The organism is Peribacillus sp. SIMBA_075 (genome assembly GCF_046534585.1).
The window spans coordinates 99474-124560 of the sequence record NZ_JAWRYN010000012.1; the positions used below are offsets into that span (position 1 = coordinate 99474).

The window sequence follows — 25087 nt, forward strand, 5'->3', positions numbered from 1 at the left end:
ACGTATGTCCTGTATAAAAGTTACAAAATTTTACACTTTTCGTAAAGGGAATTGGTTTCTCTCACTCTAGTTTTCTAAAACTATTTTGATGTTTAAGAGAAGGTCCATCCTCGGATGGACCTTTTTAAAGGTGAATTTCATGGAGTTTTCGAACGTAAAATGGACAAGCAGCATAATATATAGCAAGTCCGTAACTATTTTTCAATAAAGTTGACTTAATATGATAGATAGGGGGAAAAGCAATGATCAACTGGAAAGTGCGCCTTAAGAATCCGACGTTTATATTCACTGTACTCCTTCCAGGGCTTTTATTTTTGGCGCAGATGGTTGCTGCGTTCATAAACAATTTCATTACCCCAATAGGCTTTAGCATAACTGATGATGCAATTAACGGGGCATTAGGCATCATTAACTTCATAGCGCTTACTTTCTTTGGGGTCGGCGGTGTGGTCGATCATACCACGAAGGGTCTAAGCGACAGTGAAAATGCTCGACAATACGAGGAGCCCAAGTAATAGAAAAAACCAGATAACACCGTACTAGTTACACAACGGGGTATCTGGTTTTTTGTTTTTTTGCAGGGATGTTGGTGGACGAATGAATTTTTTTTTGGTCTGAAAACTAAAATGCAACATACATTTAAAATTGTGGTTCATTTTCAGTTTGGGGAGGAAAAAGAATGAGTTATAGTTTACCAGTTTCAAAATGGCTTGCTGCCATAGTTTTACTCGGGGCATTGTTAACGGCATTCATATTCAGTCCGGCTAATGCTTCAGCTTCTATTAATTATGGTGATGAAGTTGCTGCTTTGGCAAAGAAGCAGGTGGGAAGCTCCTATAAATATGGAGGGACGACACCGATAGGGTTCGATGCAAGTGGTCTTACCCAATATGTATATAAAAATGCCGCGACGGAAATGAAGATTCCGAGAACGAGTGCGGAACAGTATAAAATCGGAAAGGCCGTGAAACAAACGGACTTAATGGCGGGCGATTTGGTCTTCTATGCTACAGGTAAGAAAGGGCAGGTATCCTTTGTTGGAATCTATTATGGAAATGGCACATTTGTCGGGACCACGACCAAAGGAGTCAAGGTGGTCAAAATGAGTGATAAGTATTGGAAAGAAAAATATATAGGGGCAAAACGAGTCATTAAGTAACAATTTGATGTTTATATAAAAAGTACAGCAAATAAAAGAGCATCGATTCAGATGCTCTTTTTTGCTAGTCATATCCGGGATCGGGTCATTCAATGATAATATCCGTTAAGACAACATTTCCATTACGAACCTTTACCACGGCCACTGAAGGATTGGCCAATGCGTCCTTCTCCATTTCCTTAGCCTTTTCTTCGGATGCGAAATAATTGTCCAGACCGTATCTGATCTGAATGGTTTTAGCATTTTGCAGGTCATAAGGGATTTGCAATTCCCCTTTTAGGTAAATGCCATTGCCGGGTTTTTCTTTCGTTACGGAATCGACATCATATAGCCCATCGGTGTTTTGTTTTAAACGTACATATACCTTTTTATAATCACCCGTATTTCTAGTATTGAAATCGGATTTAATCGAGCTATCGAGTTGTGATGGCTTAACGGATTCAATTTCGTATTGCAATGCCACATAGCTGCCCCTAAACAAGTCAGTCGGATCGACCGGGGCAGTTTTAATCTTGATTACATCGCCTGTCATCGTTGTCCAGACTGGAGGAAGCGCCAAGACTAAAAGAATCAAGACTGGAATGGTAAATACAATGAGAGGCCGTAATGATGGTTTATTCATTGAGTTCTCCTCCTTTTTTTCGTCGATTTTCAAAGAAGAAGCCAAACCCGATAAGCATGATGCCGCCGATGATGAATGTAAGCGATTTTGGCAGGAAGTCAAAGGAATCGATGTAATATCTGAAAATCAGTGCACAGATGATCACGATGCTGGTCAAACTGCCTTTTAGAATGAGATATAGCAGAAAAACGAAATAAGCTAAAGGGAACCAGATTGAATAATCAAAGGTGAGGAAGAGTGCAGTAATACCATGTAACATATGCCCTTGTATGTGGGTGATGTTTTGCAATTTAGTTCTTACTGGAATATAGGCCAGCAGAATTCCCAACAAAAACAGAATGGAAAGGACAATCGTATTCGAGTTTTCAAATTCCAGCTTCGGAACGGATTCCATTAGAAATAAGGCAATTGTATTGATGGCTAAAGCGTTAATGAAAAAAGTCAGGTACTTAGGGTAATCGAATTTCTTTAACAGAATGTATAATGCCGGTAAAAATACAAGAATGGCAAGCGGATAAGACGTTTCATCAACGAAAATACTTCCGTTAATATAAATGAAAAGCAAGAAAGCTGTAAAAATAAGGATGAAGACATCCTTTAAATAGTAACCGATGGATACCGTTCCGATGGCCCATAATAAAAAGGAACTGTTGAAATTGATGCTGATGTTAAACATCTGCTCAATTAGAAAAATCCCTGCACCAAATATTAGAATCCCTGCATAATGCAGACTTCGTGACGTTTTGGGAAAGCGTGCCTGCCACTTCACACCAGCAAAGTTCACTCCGATGAGGCATGCAATGATAAGTAGGAATTTAACCGCTTTACTTAAATAGATCCAGTTACTGGCGACAAAGGTCAATATCCCCAGACCTAAAAGAAGTGCCCCAATGGATAATAGAATAGTGATGAAACTCAAATTACCTTTTACATCATAGGAATCTAACATCCTCACTTTTTCTTGCTGGGAGATGACTCCTTCCTTTTCAAGGTAATTAAATTCATGTTCAAGAAACTCGAATTTCTTTTTGGTTATTTCTTTTTTGACCAAAACACTTCCCCCTTCCATATTTTACTATTATACAATGTATTCTCTTACAGCTATGAATATATGTTAATTTTCTTCTACCCTCATTGGATTGCATGTAAGAAAAAAATATTTTCAGTATCTTGCAATAAATAGTACCATATGGTAAATTATTTACATAAGATGTACTGTTCGGTGTTCAGTACTGTTTATTGAACTATACTGAAAAAAAGTTTTGGAAGGAGTGTTGGTGCTATGAATGTACAATTCAAGAAAGGTGTCTTGGAACTGTGCGTCCTGGTCTTATTGGATAAGCAGGACCGCTATGGCTACGAACTTGTACAGAAGATTTCAGATCAAATCGAGATATCGGAAGGTTCGGTATATCCACTTTTACGACGATTGACGAAGGAAGAGTATTTTACGACTTATTTGCAAGAATCAACAGAAGGGCCACCGCGCAAGTATTATAAGTTAACCGACAAAGGCCGGCGATACCTTCAAGAGTTGCTGACGGAATGGAATGAATTTTCCAATGGGGTCAACCAATTAATCAAGGAGGGTGTGAACCAATGAATAAAGAACAGTTTTTAAAGCAGTTGAATGAATCTTTAATAGGGCTTTCTTTAGAGGAACAGGAAGATATCCTCCAAGATTACGAGGAGTATTTTGCAATTGGAATGGAAAAAGGGAAGACAGAGCAGGAAATTTCCACTTCCCTTGGGAATCCTAAACAGATTTCCAAGGAGCTGTTGGCATCCTACCATCTTGGTCAGGTCGAACAATCGACTTCTGCCAGTAATGTAATTCGGGCCGTTTGGGCAGTCATTGGTTTGGGATTCTTTAATTTAGTGATCGTTTTAGGACCTTTTATGGCATTGGTCGGAGTTGTCATTGCAGGATGGGCATCGGCGATAGCGTTCATTCTTGCTCCGTTGGGCGTTATTTTCAACCTTGCAGTGGGCAACTTTCAATTATTCGATCTGTTCTTTTTATTGGGGCTAAGCGGGATTGGCATTTTCATTGCCATGGGAATGTTTGTCGCTACGAGCGCTTTAACCAAAGGTTTCATTCGTTATTTAAAATTTAACGCTTCCCTTGTGAAAGGCGGTTTGAAAAAATGATTAATGTTAAAAAGTTATCGATCATTGCACTTGTATTGTTATTGGTCGGAGTAATAGGAAGTCTGTTTACTTTTTTCCAAGTGACGGATAAGAAAACGACTACAGAGGAAAAAACGGTTTCAGAGATCGTGACGGACGTTCAGGTCGACGCTGACAATGCAGCTGTAGAGATTATTCCAACGAAGGATAAGGATACCAGGATAGAGTTGGTTTCAAAAGGTGTGGATGTTTCCAAGCTGGATTTCTCTGCAGATGTGGAAGGCAAGAAACTTTCGGTTACATTAAAAGATAAACATTCCTTTAGCTTTGGGTTTCAAATTCAATCATTACATTTAAAAGTGTATGTGCCCGAGAAATCTTATAAGTCCTTTGTCGTTAAAAGTGATAATGGAAAAGTGCAAATGAATGAACTGGAGATAAAGAATCTGAACGTGGAATCACAAAATGGCCGTGTTGAATTAAATAATATAATAACCGAAAAAGTCAAAGTGAAATCTGCTAATGGAAGAGTAGATCTTAATAATGTAGAGGGAAATCTGGTTGGGTCATCGAATAACGGTAAAATCTCTCTTGTCACAAAAGACTTGGATCGGAATATTCAATTGGAAAGTGACAATGGGAAAATCATGATTAAAACAGATAAGGAGCCGACCAATACAACCTTTGATGTTCATGTTGACAATGGGAAAATCGATATTCTCAATAAATATGATAGGAATGTTGTCATTGGCAAAGGTGAAAACTTAGTGAAATTGGAAACGAATAATGGGAAAATCGAAGTAACGAAATAGTCGTGAATCGTGAAAATTTGCAAGAGGCCCAGTGTCATACTGGGCTTTTCTTTTGATATATATTTAGGTACACGAAATAAATCATTCGCTTATTTTAACCATTTTTAGTAAACTGGCAGTGACTATTTTAATTAGAAGGTGAAGGAATATGAGGGAAACCTTAGTGGATGAACGGGTAAGAGGGAATGACAAAATCTGGACACGTGACTTTATCATGATCTGTTTGGCAAATCTGTGCATCTTCATGGGATTTCAAATGACGATGCCGACCCTCCCGCTGTTTGTTGAGCAGCTTGGTGGTGATGACCGCCTGGTGGGGGCTGTCCTTGGAATTTTTACTTTTTCGGCCTTGCTTGTTCGGCCAATTGCCGGCAGATTATTGGAAACGAAGGGAAGGCGAATCGTTTTTATTATCGGGTTAGCCATTTTCGCATTGTCCGTGGGTTCCTTCGGTTTTATGGGCAGCATCGGCTTGTTATTCATGATGCGGATTGTACAGGGCGTCGGCTGGGGATTTTCTTCAACGGCTTCAGGAACAATAGCTTCCGATATAATCCCCGCGAAACGGCGTGGTGAGGGGATGGGTTACTACGGTTTGTCGGGTAACTTAGCATTGGCATTCGGTCCATCATTGGGTCTATTTCTAGTTACGGTCCTCCCGTTTCAAGAGTTGTTCTTGATCTGTTCATTATTAGGATTGTTTGCCATCATTTCAGCATCACTTATTCGATATCAAAAAGTGGATAGTGATCCTTCGACGGCAGTGTCAGCCAAAAGGTTCGATATATATGAAAAAAGTGCCCTTCAGCCATCTTTGCTCATTTTCTTCATTTCCGTCACATTTGGTGGAATTGCAACCTTCCTTCCTCTTTATACAGCGGAAAAAGGGGTAGGTGGAATTCAGTGGTACTTTTTAGTATATGCAATGGCCCTCATGGTCACGAGATTATTCTCGGGTCGATTATATGACCGAAGGGGACATCGGGCAATATTCATTCCTTCAACAGTGCTCATCATGGCTGGGATGCTGCTGCTTGCGTGGATGCCGGGTGAAGCGGCCCTTTACATCGCGGCAGTGCTTTATGGATTTGGGTTCGGCTCCGTTCAGCCGGCGCTTCAGGCATGGTCGATTGAAAAGACGGCAGCCAATCGAAAGGCGATGGCGAATGCAACATACTTTTCCTTTTTCGATCTTGGAGTGGGTATAGGTGCTATTGTGTTCGGACAGATAGGCTATCTCTTAGGCTATAGAAGCATTTATATCACGGCAGCAGTCTCGATTTTCATATCAATGATCGTTTATTTATGCATTATCAGGAGCGAGGAAAAGTAAAAATCAATTTGAGGACTTTGGATGACTTCAGTTGAAGTCATTCTTTTTTTGAGTTGGGAGGAAGACACTGGTTTCCGTTGTTTTATCAGGGTATCATCCTTAATATTTAAAAAATGGAAAAACTTTGTTATTATCGAAAAGAGAATATACATACGATGATATAAGGCCTAATAGAAGGAAGGGGAATCTGGGGATGAATGATTCTTCAAACGAAGAAATGACATTAGAAAGAAGGAAGCGCATTTTCCAAGAAGAGCTGGGTATTTTATGGGAAAGGCGGCTCATCCCTAAATCAGAATATATCCGGATTAGCAAGGCCTACGAAAGGCATTTCCAATTAGCCCTCTATAAACAAAAGTGCTTAGAGCATGAAAAAAGGAAATCCATTCAAGGACCTGAGACGATTATCGGTGAAAGTCCCGAGAAGAAGGTTCAAGATAGCCAGATTGAAGAAGCTTCATTGGAATTACTGGAATCTGGTGGATTGAAAGAATCGATATTGAAAGATGAGAAGACAGGATATGAACCTAATGAATCAGTTTTGGAGGATAGTCTTGAACCTATCAAGGGAATCCCTGAAAGGATACCGGTTATTCAACAGCAGGCAATCAAGCGGGAGAAACCAGCAAAACCAGCAAAACCGAAGAAAACACCTGAGCAGATCAGGGAACGGAATATCTCTGTTATCCTGCTCACGGGGGTCATATTGCTTCTGTTCGGCGGGGTGATTTTGGCAACCTCTTCATGGGGAGATTTGAATGCGGTCCTGAAGGTTTTATTCATTGGAATGGTATCCGGCATTTTTGCGGGAATGGCCTTCATCGCTTCAAAGCTGAAAATTAAACAGACCGCTTTTGCATTCCTGACGCTAGCGGGTTTATTTATTCCGATTACGATTTTATCAGCTTCATATTATCGGATTTTTGGAGAGTACCTTTCACTTAATGGTGGGGGGCGGGGGCTTCTGGGGTTTCTTGGAGGACTACTCTGCTTAGCCATTTATTTTAAGATCGCTAACTACTTTAAGTCGAAAATATTCATATTCATTTCCATATTCACGTTCGGCATTACCTGCTATTTCGGTTTGGCTTTTGTGACGCCGACTATCGAGTGGATGTTTTTGACGATTGGCATTCTTAACTTAATACTTTTATGGAATATTGAACAATTGAAAAGTCAAAAAGCCTTAAAGATATTCAAACCATTCATTTTTCAATTCATCCAGTTTAAGATCATCGTGGAAGCCTTTGCGATCTTGACGTTATTTTCAAGTAACTTTGTGTATTCGCTAACGTTGATGGTCTTTTCTGTTTTGTTTTTAGTTTTTTTCGTTAAATTCCAAAAGAAACATTATGAAATGGCTTTTAGTGCCGTTTTCACTTATGGATATATCCATTTTGTTTTTAATTCATTTTTAAGTGAGTACGTGGTCATTGCTTTTGCACTTGTACCAATCATTTTTACAGCTCTTTCCAAATATCTGGCCAAATTCAAAATGAATAAGCTTTCCAAGAATTTCATGTTTACCAGTTTGATTGAGAGCGGGATTGTCTTCCTATATATAAACGCAATGGTGTACCAGGAAAACTATGCGCAAATATTCATCGCGCTCATGATAGTATCCGCACAGCTTGTCTATGTTTCCCTTCAATCGAGAAATTCAGGCTTCACGTACCCGGCGGTTGTTGTTTTCAACTTAGCGTTCGTATATCTTTTCTTTGCCTTGCCAGTCTCTTTTTCTACCGTTTTAAATCTGATTTTTATCCTTCAGGTCATTCAATACCTTGGATTATATTTATATAACCACCCAAGGTACAGCCTGTTTAAGAGGAGTATCTTACTTATCTCCCCAATGATCATGTTAATGATACTGACCAGTAAATTCAGCGAGATGGATTGGCTTGCAGTTAGCGCCGCCCTCGCCATGATCTCTGGACTTTTCTTCATCACATATATAAAAGACGATACAAAGCATATGAAGGAAAACGCCATTTACGGATTTCCAATCACTTTCGTTCTGGCTTTGGTTGCTTTCTATCCATATTTGTTGGAAAGTTTAGAGTGGGCCCGTTCAAATATCCCGGTCAGCCTCTATTTAATGGGGGTTTCCCTGATTTCCATCGGTGGGGCTTACACATTAAAAAAGGGATATCATAAATTCTTTCCTGTTTTTGCATATAGTGGTCAGATTCTTTCCTTCCTTTCATTTTTATGGATTCCATTCAATTCAATGAATCCTTTAGAGGCAAGCGGAGTGATTGCCGTAGCTGCTGCAATAAATGGTTGGTCCGTCCATATACATCGGAAGCACATATTCTGGGTGCCTGTCGTGATTTCAAGTGCCGGCCTATATGCTTCGCTCTACGATGTTTTTGATTTTGGTTCAATGGTGTTGAAGATTGCGTTCGTGCTGACCGGACCTGTTATCTTTTTCCTTTTAGGGGAATGGCTTGGGAAATATTCGAAAAATGGGAAGCAGTACTTCATTTACGCAAGTCACCTTGCCAATATACTGGCGATTCCTGTTGGATATTTGCTCATTGTCAATACGGAAAGTTCACCGTTCCTATATACTGCACAGCTGTTGATCTATATTTTGAGTGTCTGGCGGGCACATGTGAAATGGGAAAAATACGTTTTTACGTACCTAGGGTTTTCAGTTCTTTTCCTACAGGTCCACTTATTTTTGGCAAACATGGGGCAAATGGTATTCATTACATCAATATGCTTGATGATAACAACAGGAATCATAACCATTCTGTGGGCGGTTTCCAATAAGAATTGGAAAGGCATCATGGAGTATTACCTTATTCCATTCATTCATTTAGGCATAAGCATATCCATATTGGAAACGGCAATCAGGGATTTTCCGCTTGACTGGGAATTGGTCTGGGTCGGGGTGATGACAGTACAGTTCTTGTTTACCTGGTATCTGCTCATGAAAAGGAATTGGCGGAACTATGTAGTGGTTCTTCTAAGCCTGGCGTTCATTTTCTACAATATGTATGTAAATACATTACCCCTGATCATGACGATTATCGTATTATTTTTATGCACGGCTGTGATGGTGTTTGCCAGCAGTCGCCATTTCAAAGGATTGGTCAACAAAGAGGAATCGAAGAGATCCATTGATTATTATAGGATTTATGGCTTGTTATATCTGTGTACTCTGAATCTGGAAGTGTTTACGAGTGATACAGGTACTGCGATTTTGGGGATTTTTGTTTCCCTGCTGTTGCCTAGCTACTTCATCCTGATGAGAAGGCTCACGATCTATAAGGATGAAAGAAGCATTTACTCAGGGGTAGCGGCCATCATCGGAATTTTTCCGTTTATCATTATCAAAGACTATGCACATACACTCCCAATCTTCACAAGTTTGGCTGTTCTTATTGGCTGTATGGCAGGAATGTTGTTGTTGAGCAGGCTGCATTCCAGCGGGTTACTTAAGAAAAACGGATCAGGCATCACCAGCTTTGATCCCTTCAGAATCTATGGTTTATTCTTTTTGATCGATTTGAATGTAGAGGTTTTTAATAAAACTGATCAACTGTTACTTAAAGTCTTTGTTTCGCTCTTGTTAACCGCTTATTTCATTTTCCTGAGAAGCTTCACAAAGGAAAAGCAAGAACGGAAAATCTATTCCAATATTGCTGCTATAGTCAGTCTGTATCCTTTCCTAATCATCGTCATCTATGCCGAGAGCCTCTCGGTTGTAATGGGATTGATGGTCCTTTTCAGCTGTATGTTAGGAATGCTGTTTTTAAGCCGACGTTACTTCACTGGATTAATCAAAAGGGAAGAAACAGGTATAACCATCGATGCATACAGAGTATATGGCCTGCTATTTTTACTTGCCATGAATAGGGGAGTTGCAGTAACTGAAACACCAAGCCAGTTACTCCAGGTTTTTGCATCACTCTTGATCACGGTTTACTTCATCCTGATTGGCAGTTTCACAAAGGATGTAAAAGAAAAGGGCATCTATGTTTGGCTGACGGGAATTCTCAGTTTGTATCCGTATTGGACCATCATCATGTATGCGGACACATTACGGCCTTTCGTTGAAACGACAATCCTTTTTGGGTGTACCGCCATGATGGTACTATTAAGCAGGAAATTCTTTAAAGGCATGCTGAATAAAGGCGGGGCAGGACTTCAATTGGATTTTTACAGAGTCTATGGTCTGCTGTTCCTTCTTGCCATGAACATGGATGTTTTGATTGGGGAACCACAATTCATTCTCGAAATCATCGTGGCACTTCTGATTCCGGCCTATTTCATTTTAATGAGAAGCACGACGACAGGAACGATGGAAAGAAAAATCCAGTTGTCTGCAGCGATATTGTTCAGCCTTTATCCCTATTGGGTCATAACCGATCAATTTACGATACCAGCGGTACTTGAGGTGGAGGTAAATATTCTGCCGCTTTTCATTATCAGCACCATTCTGCTGAGGAAAATCTTTGTTAAAGGAAAAATTACACAATATATTGAGATCGGTATTGTTTTCCTCCTGTTTTCAGTTTTGATCATTGATGCAATGGCGGGCAACACCTTATATGATGCGCTCATTATTGGAACAGTATCATTGGCTGCTATGCTCTTTGGATTCATGATGAAATACAAATCCTATTTCATCGCTGGAACTGGCACCATTTTATTCAATGTCTATATGAATACCAACTCGATGTGGGGCGAGATGCCCTGGTGGCTGTATTTAATCATCGGTGGAGGGCTCCTTATCGGAATTGCATCTCTCTTTGAATGGAAAAAACAAAAAGACAACCGGACATCGAAGGAGGTTCTTGAGAAAAATAAACAAAGGATCAAGAATTGGTTCAATCGTTGGAATTAATTAATTGTATCGTTAAACCACTGTAAGGTTAATGAAGAAGAAGCGCTGAGCGGCGTTACGAATAATAGAGCATCAAAAAAACGCTTGGATTTTCCAAGCGTTTTTTTGATGCTCAAGAACGAAAGAGAAAAACGTGAGCTTGGTGCACAATATACATCAGAGATTAATATTTTAAAGGTAATCAAGCCTTTATTTTTGGATGATCTTTATGAGGAATTTGAACGAGTTAAAAGTAATGAAAGGTAACTTGATTATTTCCAAAAAAAAGTTAGCTGAGTTAAAATTTATAGAAGAGTTTTTAAAGGATTTTATAAAAGTAAGCGTAAGCCAATTCTACGGGATGGAATACGAAGAATTTCCAGGGCAGATCGCCCAGGTTGGAATGTGGCTTATGGACCATCAAATGAATATATTCATTATGGAAAGGAAGATGGAAATGCATTAACGATTGATTGGGAAGATGTGATCTCAAAAGAAGAATTGTCCTACATCATTGGGAATCCCCAATTACTAAACACTTTTGGTAACAAAACAAAAGGTATTGGAAAATTAGACTATGTAACTGCTTGGTATTATAAAGCTGCACAATATATGTAAGATACATTTGTTAGGACAGCATTTGTATCCACAAATAGTATAGTTCAAGGTGAATAAACACCTATTTTATGGGATGAAATCATTGAAGAATAAGCATAGTGATAGATTTTGCTTACCGGTCTTTTGTCTGGACCAATGAGGCAAAAAGAAAGGCTGCTGTCCATTGTGTAATAATAGGTTTTTCAAAAGGTACCCTCAAGAAAAAGAAAATTTTTGACGGTGACGAAGTAATACTTACCCAAAATATCAATCCTTATCTAGTAGATGCTCCTACTGTGTTTATTGAAAGCAGGAAAAATCCTCTCGTGAATGTTGCTAAAATAAATTATGGAAGTATGCCTATAGATAATGGATTTTTGATACTATCGAATGATGAAAAAACAGTGTGTAGATGAGAATCCCAACACAGAAATCTTATTAAAAAGATATGTTGGCGGTGACGAACTAATAAATAATAAAATTCGTTGTGTTTATGGCTCAAAGATACTCCAGAACCCAGATTAATTCGGAAATCAAGATTTATTATGGACCGGATTAGAAACACAAAACAGAATAAACTAATAAATTAGCTGATTATCCTATGCTATTCGGTGAAATAAGACAGCTTGACAGTCAATATATAGAAGTATCATCCGAAAGAAGACGTTACATCCCTATATCAATTGTTGAACCTAACGTAATTGCAAATGGGAGTTTACTAATTATTTCCGAAGCCAATTTGTATAGTTTTGGCATATTAACATCAAATGTACACATGGCCTGGATGAGGACGACTTGTGGTCGTATGAAAAGCTATTATCAATATTCTGCAGTTCTGCCAACAGAAACTGAAAAGACCGCAATGCTTTCTTGAAGAAGAACATTGCAGCCTTTTGTTTCTTTGTTTCAGAGGTATGACTCCTACGAAAAATCTGCTAAAAATAGTCACTGAAAGAATAGGGACTTCTAAAATGGCCAACACACCCAAATGCTCCAAAGCCAAATGGCCGCCATAAATCCATATTACTACTCATCAATTAAGGGTTCACGAAAAGACTCTTTTCTATCTTCGACTATCATGCGCAATCCACGCTTTGGTCTGAGTGTAATAGACGGAAGTGGTTTTACTTCATGATGGTCCGGCGCAAGCTTTATCCGATATCGTTGAGCAATGCACGCTAAGACAAGCACAGCTTCCATCATTGCGAAATGATTACCGATACAAACTCTCGCCCCTCCGCCAAACGGAAAGTAAGCGAACGGAGGTAGAGTTTTCAAAAAGTTGTTTTCAAATCGCTCAGGATTAAAAGACTCTGGGTTATCAAAATACTCTGGCTTGTGGTGCATCACATACTGACTTAACAAGAGCATATCGCCTTTTTTAAAATGATATCCTCCTATTACCACATCCTCCTCCACTTTCCGTGATACTATATAGCCAGGCGGGTATATGCGCATTGATTCATTGATAATATTTTGTGTGTACGTTAATTTCATATAATCGTCAGGAGTAGGGTTACGATTGCCGATAACGCTATCTATTTCATTGAAAAGTTTAGTTTCCACTTCAGGGTGTTGTGAAAGCAAGTATAAGGTCCAGGAAAGCACGTTTGCAGTTGTTTCGTGACCGGCAAGGAAAATGGTCATTAGCTCATCACGTACCTGCTGGTTTGTCATAGCTAAGCCATCCTCATCATCTCGAGCATCCATTAGAATTCCAAGCATGTCCTCATGTCTCTCTGCATCTGCCCTACGTTTTTCAATAAAGTTATAAATCACTGTATCAAGTCTTTGTATCGAATTTTTAAATTCACGGTTATTTTTAGTCGGAACCCATAATGGCATTTGAAGAAGTGTTCTCATCCTTTTAACAGCAATTCTCATAGATGCTTCTATAGGTTCCCCGAGCTCGTCATATCCTTCTTTGAGGTTCATACTGAACATGGTCTTGCTGATGATACCGAGAGCAAGGCTCATCATATCCTCCGTAATAATCCGTTCTTCCCTGTTTTTCCAATCGGAAATATAGTTCATTGTTATATCAATCATATCCTGTGCATAATTGCTAATATGAGACTTTTTGAAAGAAGGTTGAATAAGCCTTCTTTGGCGCATGTGAATTTCTTTTTCACTTGTAAGAAGGCCTTCTCCAAGTAACGGTTTTAAAGCATGGAAGTCCTTAGATTTCAAGAAGGATTTTTGTTTTGTTACAAGTACCTGCTTAATTAAATCTGGATTTGAAATGAAGTAAACATTTTGGAAAGGTCCAAAACGAATTTTAGCAACATCTCCATATTCTTTTGCTAAGTGGGTAAGAAAGCCAAGTGTATCTGAAATAAACTCCTTTGAATGGCCAGTAATTAGTCTTCCTTTTGGGCCCTTGGGAGAATCATGTGAAAAATCTGTGTCACTCAATGGTTTGTTCCTCCATTTCGATATAATTACTTGTAATCATTCTATGAGGAGAGTATAAATTGGTTTGGACAGGTTGTTAAAAAGAAGACTAACGATTACCAAACAGCTAAATTAGCGATATTCCAATTTATTGAAGGTTGGTATAACCGAAAAAGAATTCACAGCAGCTTGGGATATAAAACTCCACAAGCCATTGAAGACCAAATTAGAAATGCAGCTTAAGCTTTAACTTTTTTGTGTCCAAAATACTGACTCAAATCCAGTATTCTCCAGAGCATTTTCTATTTTAAAAAGTTTCCTTTTGAAAAATGTTATCCTTATCCTTAGTAGCTGCTCCAAAATATTTTTTATTGGATTTGAGAACTAAGTTTGATTGTTTATAAAAGACTGATCATTGTAATATGTTTCTGGCAGAGATTGGCGATTCGATCAGGAGCTGTCTCGTGATGAACGGGTAGAGGGAGGCTACATCTAATAGGTTAACTTTCACCAAAATTGGCAGCCCTTAAGAGTTGCCCTTTTATGTACTATCAATAAAAGTGACATCAATAGGTAATTACATACCTGAGACAAAATAAGTCTGTACGTAATTAATCACCGACATTGTAGTCGCAAGTCTCATTTTGCAACAAAAAATGTTTAGTCTTAGTGAATCGTATTGAAGGAGTTTTACTGGCATATAAACATTTTTATGTAGTTGCTATCGAGCAAAAGAAAGATGTCTATGTTAGCTATGAAGGAGTGACGAATTAATTGTATATAACAGTAGAGGAAACGGCTGATTACTTATCGGTGTCTGTACCATATGTGGAGAAATTAATTTTACAAGGGAAAATAAGAGTTTTGCATGACGGTGAGGGTGAAGTATTGGTCTACAAGGAACAGTTCAAGACCCATTTTGAACAGCTTGAGAAATATAAAAAGTTAGTGGAGGAGTTGGAGAATGAACCAATTCCAGAAGATAAAGATATTAAAGATGAAGACTAATAAAGGCTAATACCTACGTTTAATAACCTTAATGTCAGATCTTCAGCTCGTTACAGGGATAGAAAATTATATTTATATAAATTAAAATTACATTGAGAATACAAAGGGGAAACTGGATAAAAACAATTCAGATTATGATAATATAGTTTTATCTAAATGTTATTATATATTTGCCCGTATATTATTAGGGTGTTGTCTTTCTTTTAGTTTTATCCCAATTAAAAATACAGTGATATCAAAGATTAATTAGTTTTATCTCATAGTAATATGCATCTTGAACAGATGGAGAAGTATAAGAAGCAATTAGCGGATTATTATAACGAGCCCATCCCCGAAGATATCGATGTGAAGGATGAGGATTAGCATCTGCCCATTCGGCAGATGTTTTTTCATGCATGAATGGCAGTGGAATTAAGGAACCGGATGTTCTAAAAAGGTCTTATCTAACGTCCGCAAAATGGGGCTTACTGATGATTCAAATAATTTTGTTGTCAATGTAAGGTATTTGTAGTAGAATCCTTCAATTCCGTGTAAAATAGGAATTATCACAGCAGAATGGTAGTTAGGAGATAGGTAAGTGGTAAAAGAGTATTTGCAAAGCGAAGGTTTTTCAAGGTTAATTACATTAATTGTGTTAGTCCTCTTTTTAATAAGCATCGGAAGTATGGTTAATATCGTGTTATTCACATTTGTTTTCACTTTCTTGATGGGAAGGCTGGAGCAATTTATCATGATTCGGCTAAATAAAGTGATGCATATCAACTCTAAGGTTGTTATTAGCTTTTTATATGCAGTCGTTATTTCTTGTTTAGCCATCGTTCTTTATAAATATCTACCGGTCATAACGTTGCAATTTACGGAATTAGTTACACAAATCGTTTTCTTCTTTCAACATCCTCCCGATAGTCGGGTCATTCAATACGCCATTAGTTTAATGAACGAGAACGGATCGCCGCTCGATCTTCAAAAACAGATGAATACGCTTTATCTTTATGTATCTGATTTCGGCAAACTGGCATTACAGATTTTCCTTTCTATACTGCTTAGTCTATTTTTCTTATTGGAAAAAGATAAAATTATTCGTTTTACTTCTAAATTTAAGCGGGGTAAATTCAAATCCTTCTTTATAAATCTTGGTCACTTTGGAGTTAAGTTCATCAATTCATTCGGAAAGGTAATTGAGGTCCAGTTCTTAATAGCCATTACGAATGCAGTCCTTTCAGTATTTTTCTTATGGATTCTTGGATTTCCACAGTTGATCGGTCTAGGAATTATGATTTTCTTCCTAGGGTTGATTCCAGTTGCAGGAGTTATTATCTCCTTAGTTCCACTTAGCATGATTGCCTACAGTATCGGCGGTATGCCAAAAGTGATTGCTGTGTTTATCATGATTGTTGTGATCCATTCACTTGAAAGCTATATTTTAAATCCGAAATTCATGTCGGCAAAAACAAATCTTCCAACATTTTTCACCTTTATCATCCTATTGTTTTCCGAGCATTTCCTTGGGATATGGGGATTGATCATCGGGATCCCGATCTTCATCTTCCTGTTGGATATGTTAGATATTGAAGAGGGGACTAAGGAAGTCCCCTGAAAATCATTTAAGCAGCGGCCACGCTAATTTGGCCGCTGCTTATTTTTGTTCGATTAAACCTTTTGAAAATTTGCACTATCTGTTTCCAATATAATGACCATTAATTGGAATGGAGGTGATAAAAGTCTGTGTGTTACCCATTAAAGCATAATTACGTTTCTAATTTACTGAGTTAATTGATTAAAAATTTATTTTACTAAAGTTATTTGTCCGACTTTTTATTGCATAAAAAAACAAATAAACGTATAATATTCTTGAAGGAATAAACTGAATCTTCTATAAAATTAGATTTATCTGTTTTTTTTAAAAAAATAGAGTTTATGAGAGAGAAGAGGGGATTATTTTGAAAAAGGTTTCTTTTTTAGTTTTTGCCATGGTAACTTCTTTGTTATTAGTCATGACAGGATGCGGGAAGGACAAGGAAGTCTCGACAACCAGTAAAGAAGAAGAGTCCAGTGGAAAAACACTCAGGATCGTGACGGACGCCAATTATGCTCCATTTGAATTTCTTGAAGGTGATAAGATTGTAGGATTCGATGTTGATTTCATCAATGCTGTCGCTAAAGAAGCGGGTTATGAAGTTAAATTGGAAACCGTTGGTTGGGATCCGATTTTTGTTGAAATTGAATCTAAGAGAGCGGATGTCGCAATTTCTGCGATTACAGTGAATGACGAAAGAAAACAATCTTATGATTTTTCGGTTCCGTACTTTTTATCAACAAACAAGATTCTCGTTCCAGAGAAAAGTGATATAAAATCAGGAAATGAATTGAAAGGAAAGGTCATTGCCGTTCAGACTGGTACAACCGGACAGGAAGCGGTAGAGAAACTCCTTGGAAAAAATCACAAGGACATCAAGAAATTCGAAAATAATAACCTGGCCATTCAGGAATTACTAAAAGGGGGAGCTTCGGCTGTCGTAGCTGATAATACGGTTGTTGAAGAATATGTGAAAAATAACCCGGATCAAAAACTGAAAGTCGTTGAAGATAGCAATAGTTTCAATAAGGAATTCTATGGTCTTATGTTCCCAAAAGGCAGTGAATTGAAATCGGAGTTCGATAAAGCAGTGAATGCCATTTATGAAAATGGTAAATACGCAGAAATTTATAAAGAGTGGTTTGGTACTGATCCAGATATCGAAACATTGAAAGCACAACAATAAAAACAAGTGGATAGTAGAAGATTGCGTAACTTTACGTGTGAAGTTACGCAGTTTTTTTGGTCTTTAGGAGGGGAACGGAATGAGTTTTCGCTGGGATATTATTTTTGAATATGCTCCTTTCTTATTAAAAGGAACATTACTTACTATAGGGCTGTCGGTTTCCTCCATCCTCATCGGAACCTTTTTGGGGTTATTGATCGGTTTAGGGAAAATCATGAGAAACAAAGTGCTTGCCTTTCCATTTTACTGTTATGTCACGGTTTTTCGCGGAACACCCCTATTAGTTCAAATCTTTTTAATCCATTTTGGCATTGTGCCCTTTTTTACCGGGGAAACGAATGCAGTAACTGCTGGGGTCATTGCTTTATCTTTAAATGCAGCCGCATATATTGCGGAAATTTTCCGTGCGGGCATTCAATCCATCGATAAAGGGCAAATGGAAGGGGCACGTTCATTGGGAATGACCCATACCCAAACAATGATTCATGTTGTATTACCTCAAGCTTTTAAACGAATGATCCCTCCGTTGGGAAATGAATTCATCGTATTATTGAAGGATTCATCCCTGCTTTGTGTCATTGCAGCACCAGAATTAATGTATTGGGGGAAAGCGATGGGGAGTCAGTATTTTAAAGTTTGGGAGCCATATTTGGCATGTGCCTTCATTTATTTATTCCTGACCCTCATTTTAAGTTTCGTATTAAATAGACTCGAAAGAAGGTTGAAAACAGAATGATCAAGGTCGAGAATCTAAAGAAGTCATTTGGGGAAAATGAAGTATTGAAAAATATCAATGCAATCGTTGCACCTCAGGAAGTAGTGGTGGTAATTGGGCCTTCTGGATCGGGTAAATCCACTTTCCTCAGGTGTATCAATCAACTTGAAACGATAACGGGAGGCCATATTTTCATCGAGGGACTTGATACGACAGACAAGAAGGTCAATATCAATAAAGTTCGAACGGAAGTTGGCATGGTATTTCAGCATTTTAACTTATTCCCTCATAAGACGGTTCTTGAGAATATTATGCTCGCGCCTTTAAAGGTCCGCAAGATTTCCAAAGAACAGGCTTCCCAAAGAGGCATTGAACTGCTTAAGAAAGTGGGGCTTGCCGAGAAAGCAAACGCATACCCGGATTCATTATCGGGGGGACAAAAGCAACGTGTGGCAATCGCCAGGGCGTTGGCGATGGAACCCAAAATCATGTTATTCGATGAGCCGACTTCCGCTCTTGATCCGGAAATGGTCGGTGAAGTCCTTGAGGTCATGAAGCAATTGGCCAAGGAGGGCATGACCATGGTGGTGGTGACCCATGAGATGGGGTTCGCAAAAGAAGTTGGCGATCGCGTGATTTTCATGGATGAAGGTTATATTATCGAAGAAAATATCCCCAGTGAAATTTTTGATAATCCCCAGCAGGGAAGAACCAGAGCCTTTTTGAGTAAAGTGCTATAATTAAGCTTTTAAGAAAAAAACCTTCCGTTAATGGAGGTTTTTTTTAGGAACATATCATTGGCTTCATTTGATGCATGAAGCGCCTAAAAGCGATTCAGGGCTTTTACCGAGCACAAGCATACTGATTTTGGCATATCCAATACTTTTATATTGGGAGAAGGTCTGATGTAATACCTGGAAATTCGGATCATTCTTTAACTTTTGAACTTCCTCTAGATATAATCTAATAACGGAGGGCATAACGAATTCAGGGGTACATTCGTTAGGGGTTACATCCATGATTAACGTCCCCATAAATTGATATTTAAATTGAAACGCCCGTGTTAAGGCAACGACATGGAGCAGTTTATTAAATAGTTCGGGGTGTGAACTCTTAATTTTCTCCAGAGTTGCTTCTGCTGCATGTAACTCATCGACATTAGATAAAGTGATCATGAATATCTCCTTTCCGAAACTATGGAATCCATCGGCATTTAACGTGCTTACCAAGTCTAACCCCGCCCTTACGTATTGTAAAATGGTTAGATGTTATCATGTGCATAACCAAAATCTATGATAGTGCTTACATCGATCATGCCTTTTAATTCACTCTTTATGTGACAACGCTTCCCTCGTATATTTCAGCCATTCTTTTGCAGCGCATGAAAGGTAATGGTCCTTACTCCAAATGAATCCCAAATTCCAACTAATGGAGGGGTTTTTAACCTTGATGGACTTTACGCGTTCATCATTACGACATAAACTTTCAGGCAATAGAGAAACGCCAAGTCTACAGTAAACCATTTCCTCAATAAAATCCCAGCGTGAGCTTTCCATGACGATATGTGGAGAGAAGCCGGCTTCATTACAGGATGAAATGACGAGATCACGAAGGACGTAATCTTTATTGAATAAGATGAAAGACTCGTTTTCCAGGTCGGCCAAATCGATTTCTTCCCGACAAGCATATTGATGGGAGGGATGAACAATCAAGGTGATGTCTTCTTCTAAAAAAGCAAAATGATGAAAAAGTGCGGTGTTGGTTGGCAGGACTATTACGCCTATATCAATTAAGTCATTTTGGACTGATTCTTCAATTTTCTTTGAACCATCCTCTACTAATTGAAAGGTAATATTGGGATAGTTCTCATGGAAACGGCTAAGAATTCGCGGGAAGAAAGAGGCGTCGATGATCGGCGGCAAACCGATGCGTATATGCCCCTTTTTTAAACCTAATAAATTGTCCATTTCCGTTTCTAAATTGTGAAAGGCCTTATCAATCAATTTTGCCTGCTCTAAGACGACCCTGCCAGCATCGGTCAAGATCATTTGCTTACGGGAACGATCAAAAAGTTCAACGCCTAGCTCGGTTTCCAGGTTTTTAATCATCTTGCTTATAGTCGGCTGGGTAATGAATAAATGATCGGCAGCCCGAGTAAAGCTATTGAAATTGGTTACCTCTATAAAGTATTGCAAATGTTTAATATCCATTGCTTCACCTGTTATCCTCATTAAAATTACTTTCATTTTACCTGTAAACGGAAGTGTTTGTAAAACATGATAAGGATTGAGTTACCTAATGTTCATGTTCGCATAAAGAAGCTGGATTCCAAAGGGAACCCAGCTTCTTTAGGACAGGCCATAAGAAAAGTTTGCAGCACATTTTATTTGACCAATAAGACAGGCACAGGGGAATGCTGGACGATGTAGTGACTCACGCTGCCCAGGAATTCCTTGAAACCACTCAATCCGCGGCTGCCCATGATGATAAGGTCACAATTCTGGGATTGTGCATGTTCCAATAAAGCCGTGATGGCTGAACCTTCTACGACAAATGTTTGGGATGGATTCGGGATTTCGGATAATAGCGCTTCCGCTTTTTTTATTACTTCATTGCCATACTTGAGCATGGATTCTTCAATTTCCTGAAAAGCATTGCCATATATATATGGTTTGATTGGAAGTGTAACAGCGTGAAGAACCTGGATTTCGATAGAGGGATCCAGCTTCGTTAATTCAATCGCTTTCTCTAAAGATTTAAGCGCCAATTCAGATTCATCATAAGCAACTAATATTTTTGAACATAGCATGATCTTGTCCTTCCCTTCTTTTGAGGAATATACTAATAGTATATCAGTCTAAATCTTTCGCACAGTTTCATATATTGTAAATTTTGTGAATATTTATTGAAGTTTACGTTAACGTCAATGTTAAAATAAGGGTAAACAATCCCTTTGCAAAGCGTGGTTTTAACATGTACACCATTTCTGAGTTAGCAAAAGAATTCGAATTGACGACAAGGACTCTCCGATATTATGAGGAACTGGGTATGCTCAGGCCAAAGCGTACTGAAACGGGAAGAAGAGTTTATGGAAAGAAAGAATACGCACAACTCAAAATCATAATGCGCGGTAAGAAGTATGGGTTTTCGTTAGTGGAAATTAAGGATATAGTCCTTTTATTCGATAAGGATGGGACGGGTATTAAGCAATTGGAAAAAACGATAGAAACGGCAGGACAGAAATTAAGCGAAATTAATGAACGCATTAAAGAGCTGGATGGATTGAAGCAGGATTTTGAACAGGTAATCAAAGGCTTTACCGAAACCCTTTGTGAATTGAAGGTGAAACAGGCAAGCGGTGAAATTAATATTGAAAATAGGTTTTATGATCGTGAAAGATGAATATATATTCTAGACGAAACAAATGGGGTGAGGAATTGGAAATTCAAGAAAGCATTGCAGTGGTGACTGGCGGGGCATCAGGTCTGGGAGCGGCGACAGTAAGAAACATCATTAAAAAAGGAGGAAAAGCGGTCATATGTGACCTCTCTGAAGAAAATGGCGTTAAACTGGTGCAAGAATTGGGAGATTCAGTCCTTTTTGTTAAAACGGATGTAACAAGTGAAGAAAGCGTATTGGGAGCGTTGGAAAAAGGAATTGAAAAATTCCAGAGTATCAACACGGTCGTCAACTGTGCTGGTATTGCAATTGCTGAGAAGGTCATAGGCAGGAAAGGTGCACATGAATTGAAAGCGTTCTCAAATGTGGTGACAATCAATTTGGTCGGTACATTTAACGTGATCCGGCTTGCAGCTGAAAAAATGGCCGAAAATGAGCCGAACCAAGAGGGGGAGCGCGGGGTCATTATCAATACTGCTTCGGTAGCTGCCTTTGAAGGACAAATCGGACAAGCTGCATATAGTGCCTCCAAGGGAGGGATTGTTGGGATGACCCTGCCGGTTGCAAGGGAGCTTGCAGCCAAGGGGATACGTGTTGTATCGATTGCACCGGGTCTATTCCAAACTCCGATGTTCGATTCATTGCCTGATGAAGCAAGGACGTCATTAGGTAAAACCGTGCCATTCCCTTCAAGGCTCGGGTATCCCGAAGAGTACGCTAAACTAACGGAAAGCATCATAACGAATCCAATGCTGAATGGGGAAACCATCAGACTGGATGGGGCCATACGAATGTCACCCAGGTAAGTGTGAATTCCCTTCAGAAAAGACAATGCCATTTATTGTGATTATTTGAAAAAGGACCTTCCTAAATGGAAAGGCCTTGGACAACGCCGTACATGAGGAGATAAAACAGATGAAACATCCATATCTAAGTGAAGATCATGAGATTTTCCGCAAATCATTCCGAAAATTTTTGGAGAAAGAAGCAGTTCCCCACTATGAACGATGGGAAGAAGAGAAAATCATTCCCAGATCATTTTGGGTGAAAATGGGGAAACAGGGTTTTTTATGTCCGGATCTTGGTGAAGAGTATGGGGGTTCCGGGGTAGATTGGGGCTTTGCGGTCATTATTAATGAGGAATTGGAAAGGGTGGGTTCTGGTTTCATTGGTTTCGGACTACACAGTGACATCACTGTTCCTTATATTGCCGCATACGGAAATGGGTCGCAGAAACAGCGCTGGCTTCCAAAATGCACGACAGGGGAAATCATTACAGCCATCGCGATGACAGAGCCTGGAACAGGTTCGGATTTAGCCAATATTAAAACGACTGCGATTTTGGATGGAGATCATTACATATTAAATGGCCAAAAGACATTCATCACAAATGGCATTCATTCGGATTTGGTCATCGTTGCTTGTAAAACGGAACCAAATGCCGTTCCGAAGCATAAAGGGCTTAGCTTAGTTGTGGTCGAAAGGGACACACCTGGATTTTCCAGGGGACGCAAACTGAAGAAACTTGGTTTGCACAGTCAGGATACAGCAGAACTCATCTTCGAGGATTGCCGTGTTCCAAAGGAAAACCTGCTTGGTGAAGAAGGTAAAGGTTTTACTTACTTAATGGAGAAATTACAGCAGGAACGTCTTGTTGTTGCCATTTGTTCCCAAACGGCGTCTGAGGATATGCTGGCCGATACGATCGAGTACGTGAAAAGCAGGGAAGCTTTCGGAAAATCCGTGAGCCAGTTTCAAAATACTCAATTCAAAATCGCTGAAATGGCAACCGAAATCAAAATGGGGCGTGTTTTCCTGGATCAATTGATCGCCAATCATATGGCGGGTGAACAGGTGGTCACGGAAGTGTCGATGGCAAAATGGCGCTTGACGGAGACTGCGAGAAAAATATCGATTGAATGCATGCAGCTCCATGGCGGCTATGGATATATGGAAGAATACAAGATTGCCAGAAGGTATCGGGATGTCCCGGTAGCAAGCATCTATGCCGGGACAAATGAAATCATGAAGAAAATCATCGCTAAGAATCTTGGCCTTTAATAAAGACAGGATGAGAAGGGAAGAGAGTATATGCGGGAAGTGGTTATCGTCGAAGGGATTCGCACGCCAGTCGGCAGAAGGAACGGTGTTTTGAAAGACATTCGCCCAGATGATTTGGCAGGGGAAGTATTGAGGAAGCTGATTGAAAAGGCAGGCATTGATCCGTCTATTGTCGATGATGTCATTTTAGGTTGTGTTTCACAGGCTGGCGAACAGGCCGGTGATATAGCACGCGTTGCTGCACTGATTGCCGGTTTTCCGATTGAAGTTCCGGGAACGACGATTGATCGTCAATGCGGATCAAGTCAGCAGGCTGTCCATTTCGCTTCCCAAGCCATTTTGTCGGGAGATATGGATGTGGTAGTGGCGGGAGGAGTGGAAAACATGTCCCGAGTCCCTATGGGGTCTAATTATCAAGGAGCCTTAACGAGTCCAAAGTATTTAGAGAGCTATGAGGTGATCAATCAAGGTTTATCGGCTGAAAGAATTGCCGATAAGTGGGGAATAACACGTGAAGAATGTGATCAGTTTTCCGTTGAGAGTCATGACAAAGCAATACGCGCTCAAAAAGAAGGCTATTTTGACCGTGAAATGATATCAGTAATTGGTACTGATAAGGAAGGGAATTATATGGAGGTTAAGGAAGATCAAGGTCCAAGGGCCGAAACTACGCTGGAAGTACTTGCGGGATTAAAAACGGTTTTTCAAGAAGATGGTTTAATCCATGCCGGTAATTCAAGCCAGATCAGTGACGGTGCTGCCGCTTTATTATTGATGGAACGCAGTAAAGCGGAAGAACTTGGATTGAAACCGCGCTTTAAAGTGCATACACGGGTTGTTGTCGGGTCAGATCCAACCCTGATGCTTACGGGCCCGATACCTGCCACTCAAAAGGCTTTGGAAAAAGCATGCCTTTCCATTGATGATATCGATGTCTTTGAAGTGAATGAGGCTTTCGCTCCTGTCCCGATTGCCTGGCTAAAAGAAACGGGGGCAGACCCCATGAAGCTGAATCCAAATGGCGGGGCGATCGCCTTAGGTCATCCTCTTGGCGGAAGCGGTGCCCGATTGATGGTGTCGATGATCCATGAGTTAGAAAGAACAGGCGGCCGTTATGGGCTGCAAACAATGTGTGAGGGCCACGGCATGGCGAATGCCACCATAATTGAAAGATTGGACTGAAACGGGACCAACCGGTTATGAACATTGTAATTCGCACGAAAGTAAAGCTGAAATAGGGATGAAACCGACCTTCGGC

The 25087-nt window shown here is 39.5% G+C and carries 23 protein-coding genes and 2 pseudogenes; 19 read left to right on the plus strand and 6 right to left on the minus strand.

Features of this window, described 5'->3' with window-relative positions; translation table 11 throughout:
• Positions 1-242 precede the first annotated feature (242 nt).
• Both SB775_RS11750 and SB775_RS11755 read left to right on the plus strand, forming a co-directional pair.
• Positions 243-515, plus strand: coding sequence for a phage holin (locus SB775_RS11750; RefSeq protein ID WP_061461701.1), 273 nt, complete (start codon positions 243-245; stop codon positions 513-515).
• A 164-nt stretch (positions 516-679) separates the two neighbouring features.
• Positions 680-1159, plus strand: a complete 480-nt coding sequence (locus SB775_RS11755) for a C40 family peptidase (protein ID WP_410861700.1) — start codon at positions 680-682, stop codon at positions 1157-1159.
• A gap of 85 nt (positions 1160-1244) precedes the next feature.
• On the opposite strand, the gene SB775_RS11760 is transcribed toward SB775_RS11755, so the two are convergent.
• Together SB775_RS11760 and SB775_RS11765 are read right to left on the minus strand one after the other, a co-directional pair.
• On the minus strand, positions 1245-1781 hold the full coding sequence (locus tag SB775_RS11760) for a GDYXXLXY domain-containing protein (RefSeq protein ID WP_061461703.1): 537 nt from the start codon (positions 1779-1781) through the stop codon (positions 1245-1247).
• A complete protein-coding gene (locus tag SB775_RS11765; RefSeq protein WP_410861701.1) occupies positions 1774-2832 on the minus strand; it encodes a DUF2157 domain-containing protein in 1059 nt (352 codons plus the stop codon). Before SB775_RS11765 ends, SB775_RS11760 begins: the two co-directional genes overlap by 8 nt.
• A 231-nt stretch (positions 2833-3063) precedes the next feature.
• On the opposite strand from SB775_RS11765, the gene SB775_RS11770 reads away from it, so the two are divergent.
• The 8 genes and pseudogenes from SB775_RS11770 to SB775_RS11805 all read left to right on the plus strand — a co-directional run.
• Positions 3064-3384 (plus strand): PadR family transcriptional regulator, encoded by a 321-nt coding sequence (locus SB775_RS11770; protein ID WP_061461705.1) that lies wholly within the window; start codon positions 3064-3066, stop codon positions 3382-3384.
• A complete protein-coding gene (locus SB775_RS11775; RefSeq protein ID WP_410861702.1) occupies positions 3381-3932 on the plus strand; it encodes a DUF1700 domain-containing protein in 552 nt (183 codons plus the stop codon). Before SB775_RS11770 ends, SB775_RS11775 begins: the two co-directional genes overlap by 4 nt.
• Positions 3929-4723 carry a DUF4097 family beta strand repeat-containing protein gene (locus SB775_RS11780; RefSeq protein ID WP_289338170.1) on the plus strand — a complete coding sequence of 265 codons (795 nt, stop codon included), beginning with the start codon at positions 3929-3931 and terminating at the stop codon, positions 4721-4723. The genes SB775_RS11775 and SB775_RS11780 overlap by 4 nt, the downstream gene beginning before the upstream one ends.
• 148 nt (positions 4724-4871) lie before the next feature.
• Positions 4872-6056, plus strand: a complete 1185-nt coding sequence (locus SB775_RS11785; protein WP_410861703.1) for an MFS transporter — start codon at positions 4872-4874, stop codon at positions 6054-6056.
• A 193-nt stretch (positions 6057-6249) separates the two neighbouring features.
• Complete coding sequence (locus SB775_RS11790; RefSeq protein ID WP_410861704.1) at positions 6250-10914, plus strand: hypothetical protein; 4665 nt, start codon at positions 6250-6252, stop codon at positions 10912-10914.
• A gap of 235 nt (positions 10915-11149) precedes the next feature.
• A pseudogene (locus SB775_RS11795) lies at positions 11150-11511 on the plus strand (DNA methyltransferase).
• Between the two features lie 98 nt (positions 11512-11609).
• Positions 11610-11906 (plus strand): DNA methyltransferase, encoded by a 297-nt coding sequence (locus SB775_RS11800; RefSeq protein ID WP_410861705.1) that lies wholly within the window; start codon positions 11610-11612, stop codon positions 11904-11906.
• A 173-nt stretch (positions 11907-12079) separates the two neighbouring features.
• Positions 12080-12364: pseudogene (locus tag SB775_RS11805) on the plus strand (type IIL restriction-modification enzyme MmeI); the annotation flags it as partial.
• A gap of 152 nt (positions 12365-12516) precedes the next feature.
• On the opposite strand, the gene SB775_RS11810 reads toward SB775_RS11805, so the two are convergent.
• On the minus strand, positions 12517-13905 hold the full coding sequence (locus SB775_RS11810) for a cytochrome P450 (protein WP_410861706.1): 1389 nt from the start codon (positions 13903-13905) through the stop codon (positions 12517-12519).
• 753 nt (positions 13906-14658) lie between these two features.
• Here SB775_RS11810 and SB775_RS11820 point away from each other — a divergent pair.
• The 5 genes from SB775_RS11820 to SB775_RS11840 all read left to right on the plus strand — a co-directional run bounded on the left by SB775_RS11820 (position 14659) and on the right by SB775_RS11840 (position 19109).
• A complete protein-coding gene (locus SB775_RS11820; protein ID WP_061461713.1) occupies positions 14659-14892 on the plus strand; it encodes an excisionase family DNA-binding protein in 234 nt (77 codons plus the stop codon).
• Between the two features lie 577 nt (positions 14893-15469).
• Positions 15470-16489 carry an AI-2E family transporter gene (locus SB775_RS11825; protein ID WP_061461714.1) on the plus strand — a complete coding sequence of 340 codons (1020 nt, stop codon included), beginning with the start codon at positions 15470-15472 and terminating at the stop codon, positions 16487-16489.
• Between the two features lie 343 nt (positions 16490-16832).
• Entirely contained in the window at positions 16833-17654 is an 822-nt protein-coding gene (locus SB775_RS11830; RefSeq protein WP_089362885.1) for a basic amino acid ABC transporter substrate-binding protein, read from the plus strand.
• Between the two features lie 79 nt (positions 17655-17733).
• Positions 17734-18390: an amino acid ABC transporter permease gene (locus SB775_RS11835; RefSeq protein WP_061461716.1), complete on the plus strand. Its 657-nt coding sequence runs from the start codon at positions 17734-17736 to the stop codon at positions 18388-18390.
• Positions 18387-19109 (plus strand): amino acid ABC transporter ATP-binding protein, encoded by a 723-nt coding sequence (locus SB775_RS11840; RefSeq protein WP_317778133.1) that lies wholly within the window; start codon positions 18387-18389, stop codon positions 19107-19109. The genes SB775_RS11835 and SB775_RS11840 overlap by 4 nt, the downstream gene beginning before the upstream one ends.
• A 63-nt stretch (positions 19110-19172) precedes the next feature.
• Here the strand turns inward: SB775_RS11840 and SB775_RS11845 are convergent, their stop codons facing one another.
• The 3 genes from SB775_RS11845 to SB775_RS11855 form a co-directional block, all read right to left on the minus strand.
• Positions 19173-19544, minus strand: a complete 372-nt coding sequence (locus SB775_RS11845; protein WP_410861707.1) for a hypothetical protein — start codon at positions 19542-19544, stop codon at positions 19173-19175.
• A gap of 150 nt (positions 19545-19694) precedes the next feature.
• Positions 19695-20579, minus strand: a complete 885-nt coding sequence (gene cidR / locus SB775_RS11850) for a cidABC operon transcriptional activator CidR (protein WP_410861708.1) — start codon at positions 20577-20579, stop codon at positions 19695-19697.
• Positions 20580-20752: 173 nt separating this feature from the next.
• Positions 20753-21178 (minus strand): universal stress protein, encoded by a 426-nt coding sequence (locus SB775_RS11855; protein WP_061461719.1) that lies wholly within the window; start codon positions 21176-21178, stop codon positions 20753-20755.
• Positions 21179-21342: 164 nt separating this feature from the next.
• Here SB775_RS11855 and SB775_RS11860 point away from each other — a divergent pair, with 164 nt between their 5' ends.
• The 4 genes from SB775_RS11860 (at position 21343) to SB775_RS11875 (ending at position 25011) form a co-directional block, all read left to right on the plus strand.
• Complete coding sequence (locus tag SB775_RS11860; RefSeq protein ID WP_089362888.1) at positions 21343-21771, plus strand: MerR family transcriptional regulator; 429 nt, start codon at positions 21343-21345, stop codon at positions 21769-21771.
• Between the two features lie 35 nt (positions 21772-21806).
• Entirely contained in the window at positions 21807-22574 is a 768-nt protein-coding gene (locus SB775_RS11865) for a 3-hydroxyacyl-CoA dehydrogenase (protein ID WP_089362889.1), read from the plus strand.
• Positions 22575-22683: 109 nt separating this feature from the next.
• Positions 22684-23829, plus strand: a complete 1146-nt coding sequence (locus SB775_RS11870; protein WP_410861709.1) for an acyl-CoA dehydrogenase family protein — start codon at positions 22684-22686, stop codon at positions 23827-23829.
• 30 nt (positions 23830-23859) lie between these two features.
• Complete coding sequence (locus SB775_RS11875; RefSeq protein WP_410861710.1) at positions 23860-25011, plus strand: thiolase family protein; 1152 nt, start codon at positions 23860-23862, stop codon at positions 25009-25011.
• The last annotated feature ends 76 nt before the right edge of the window (positions 25012-25087 follow it).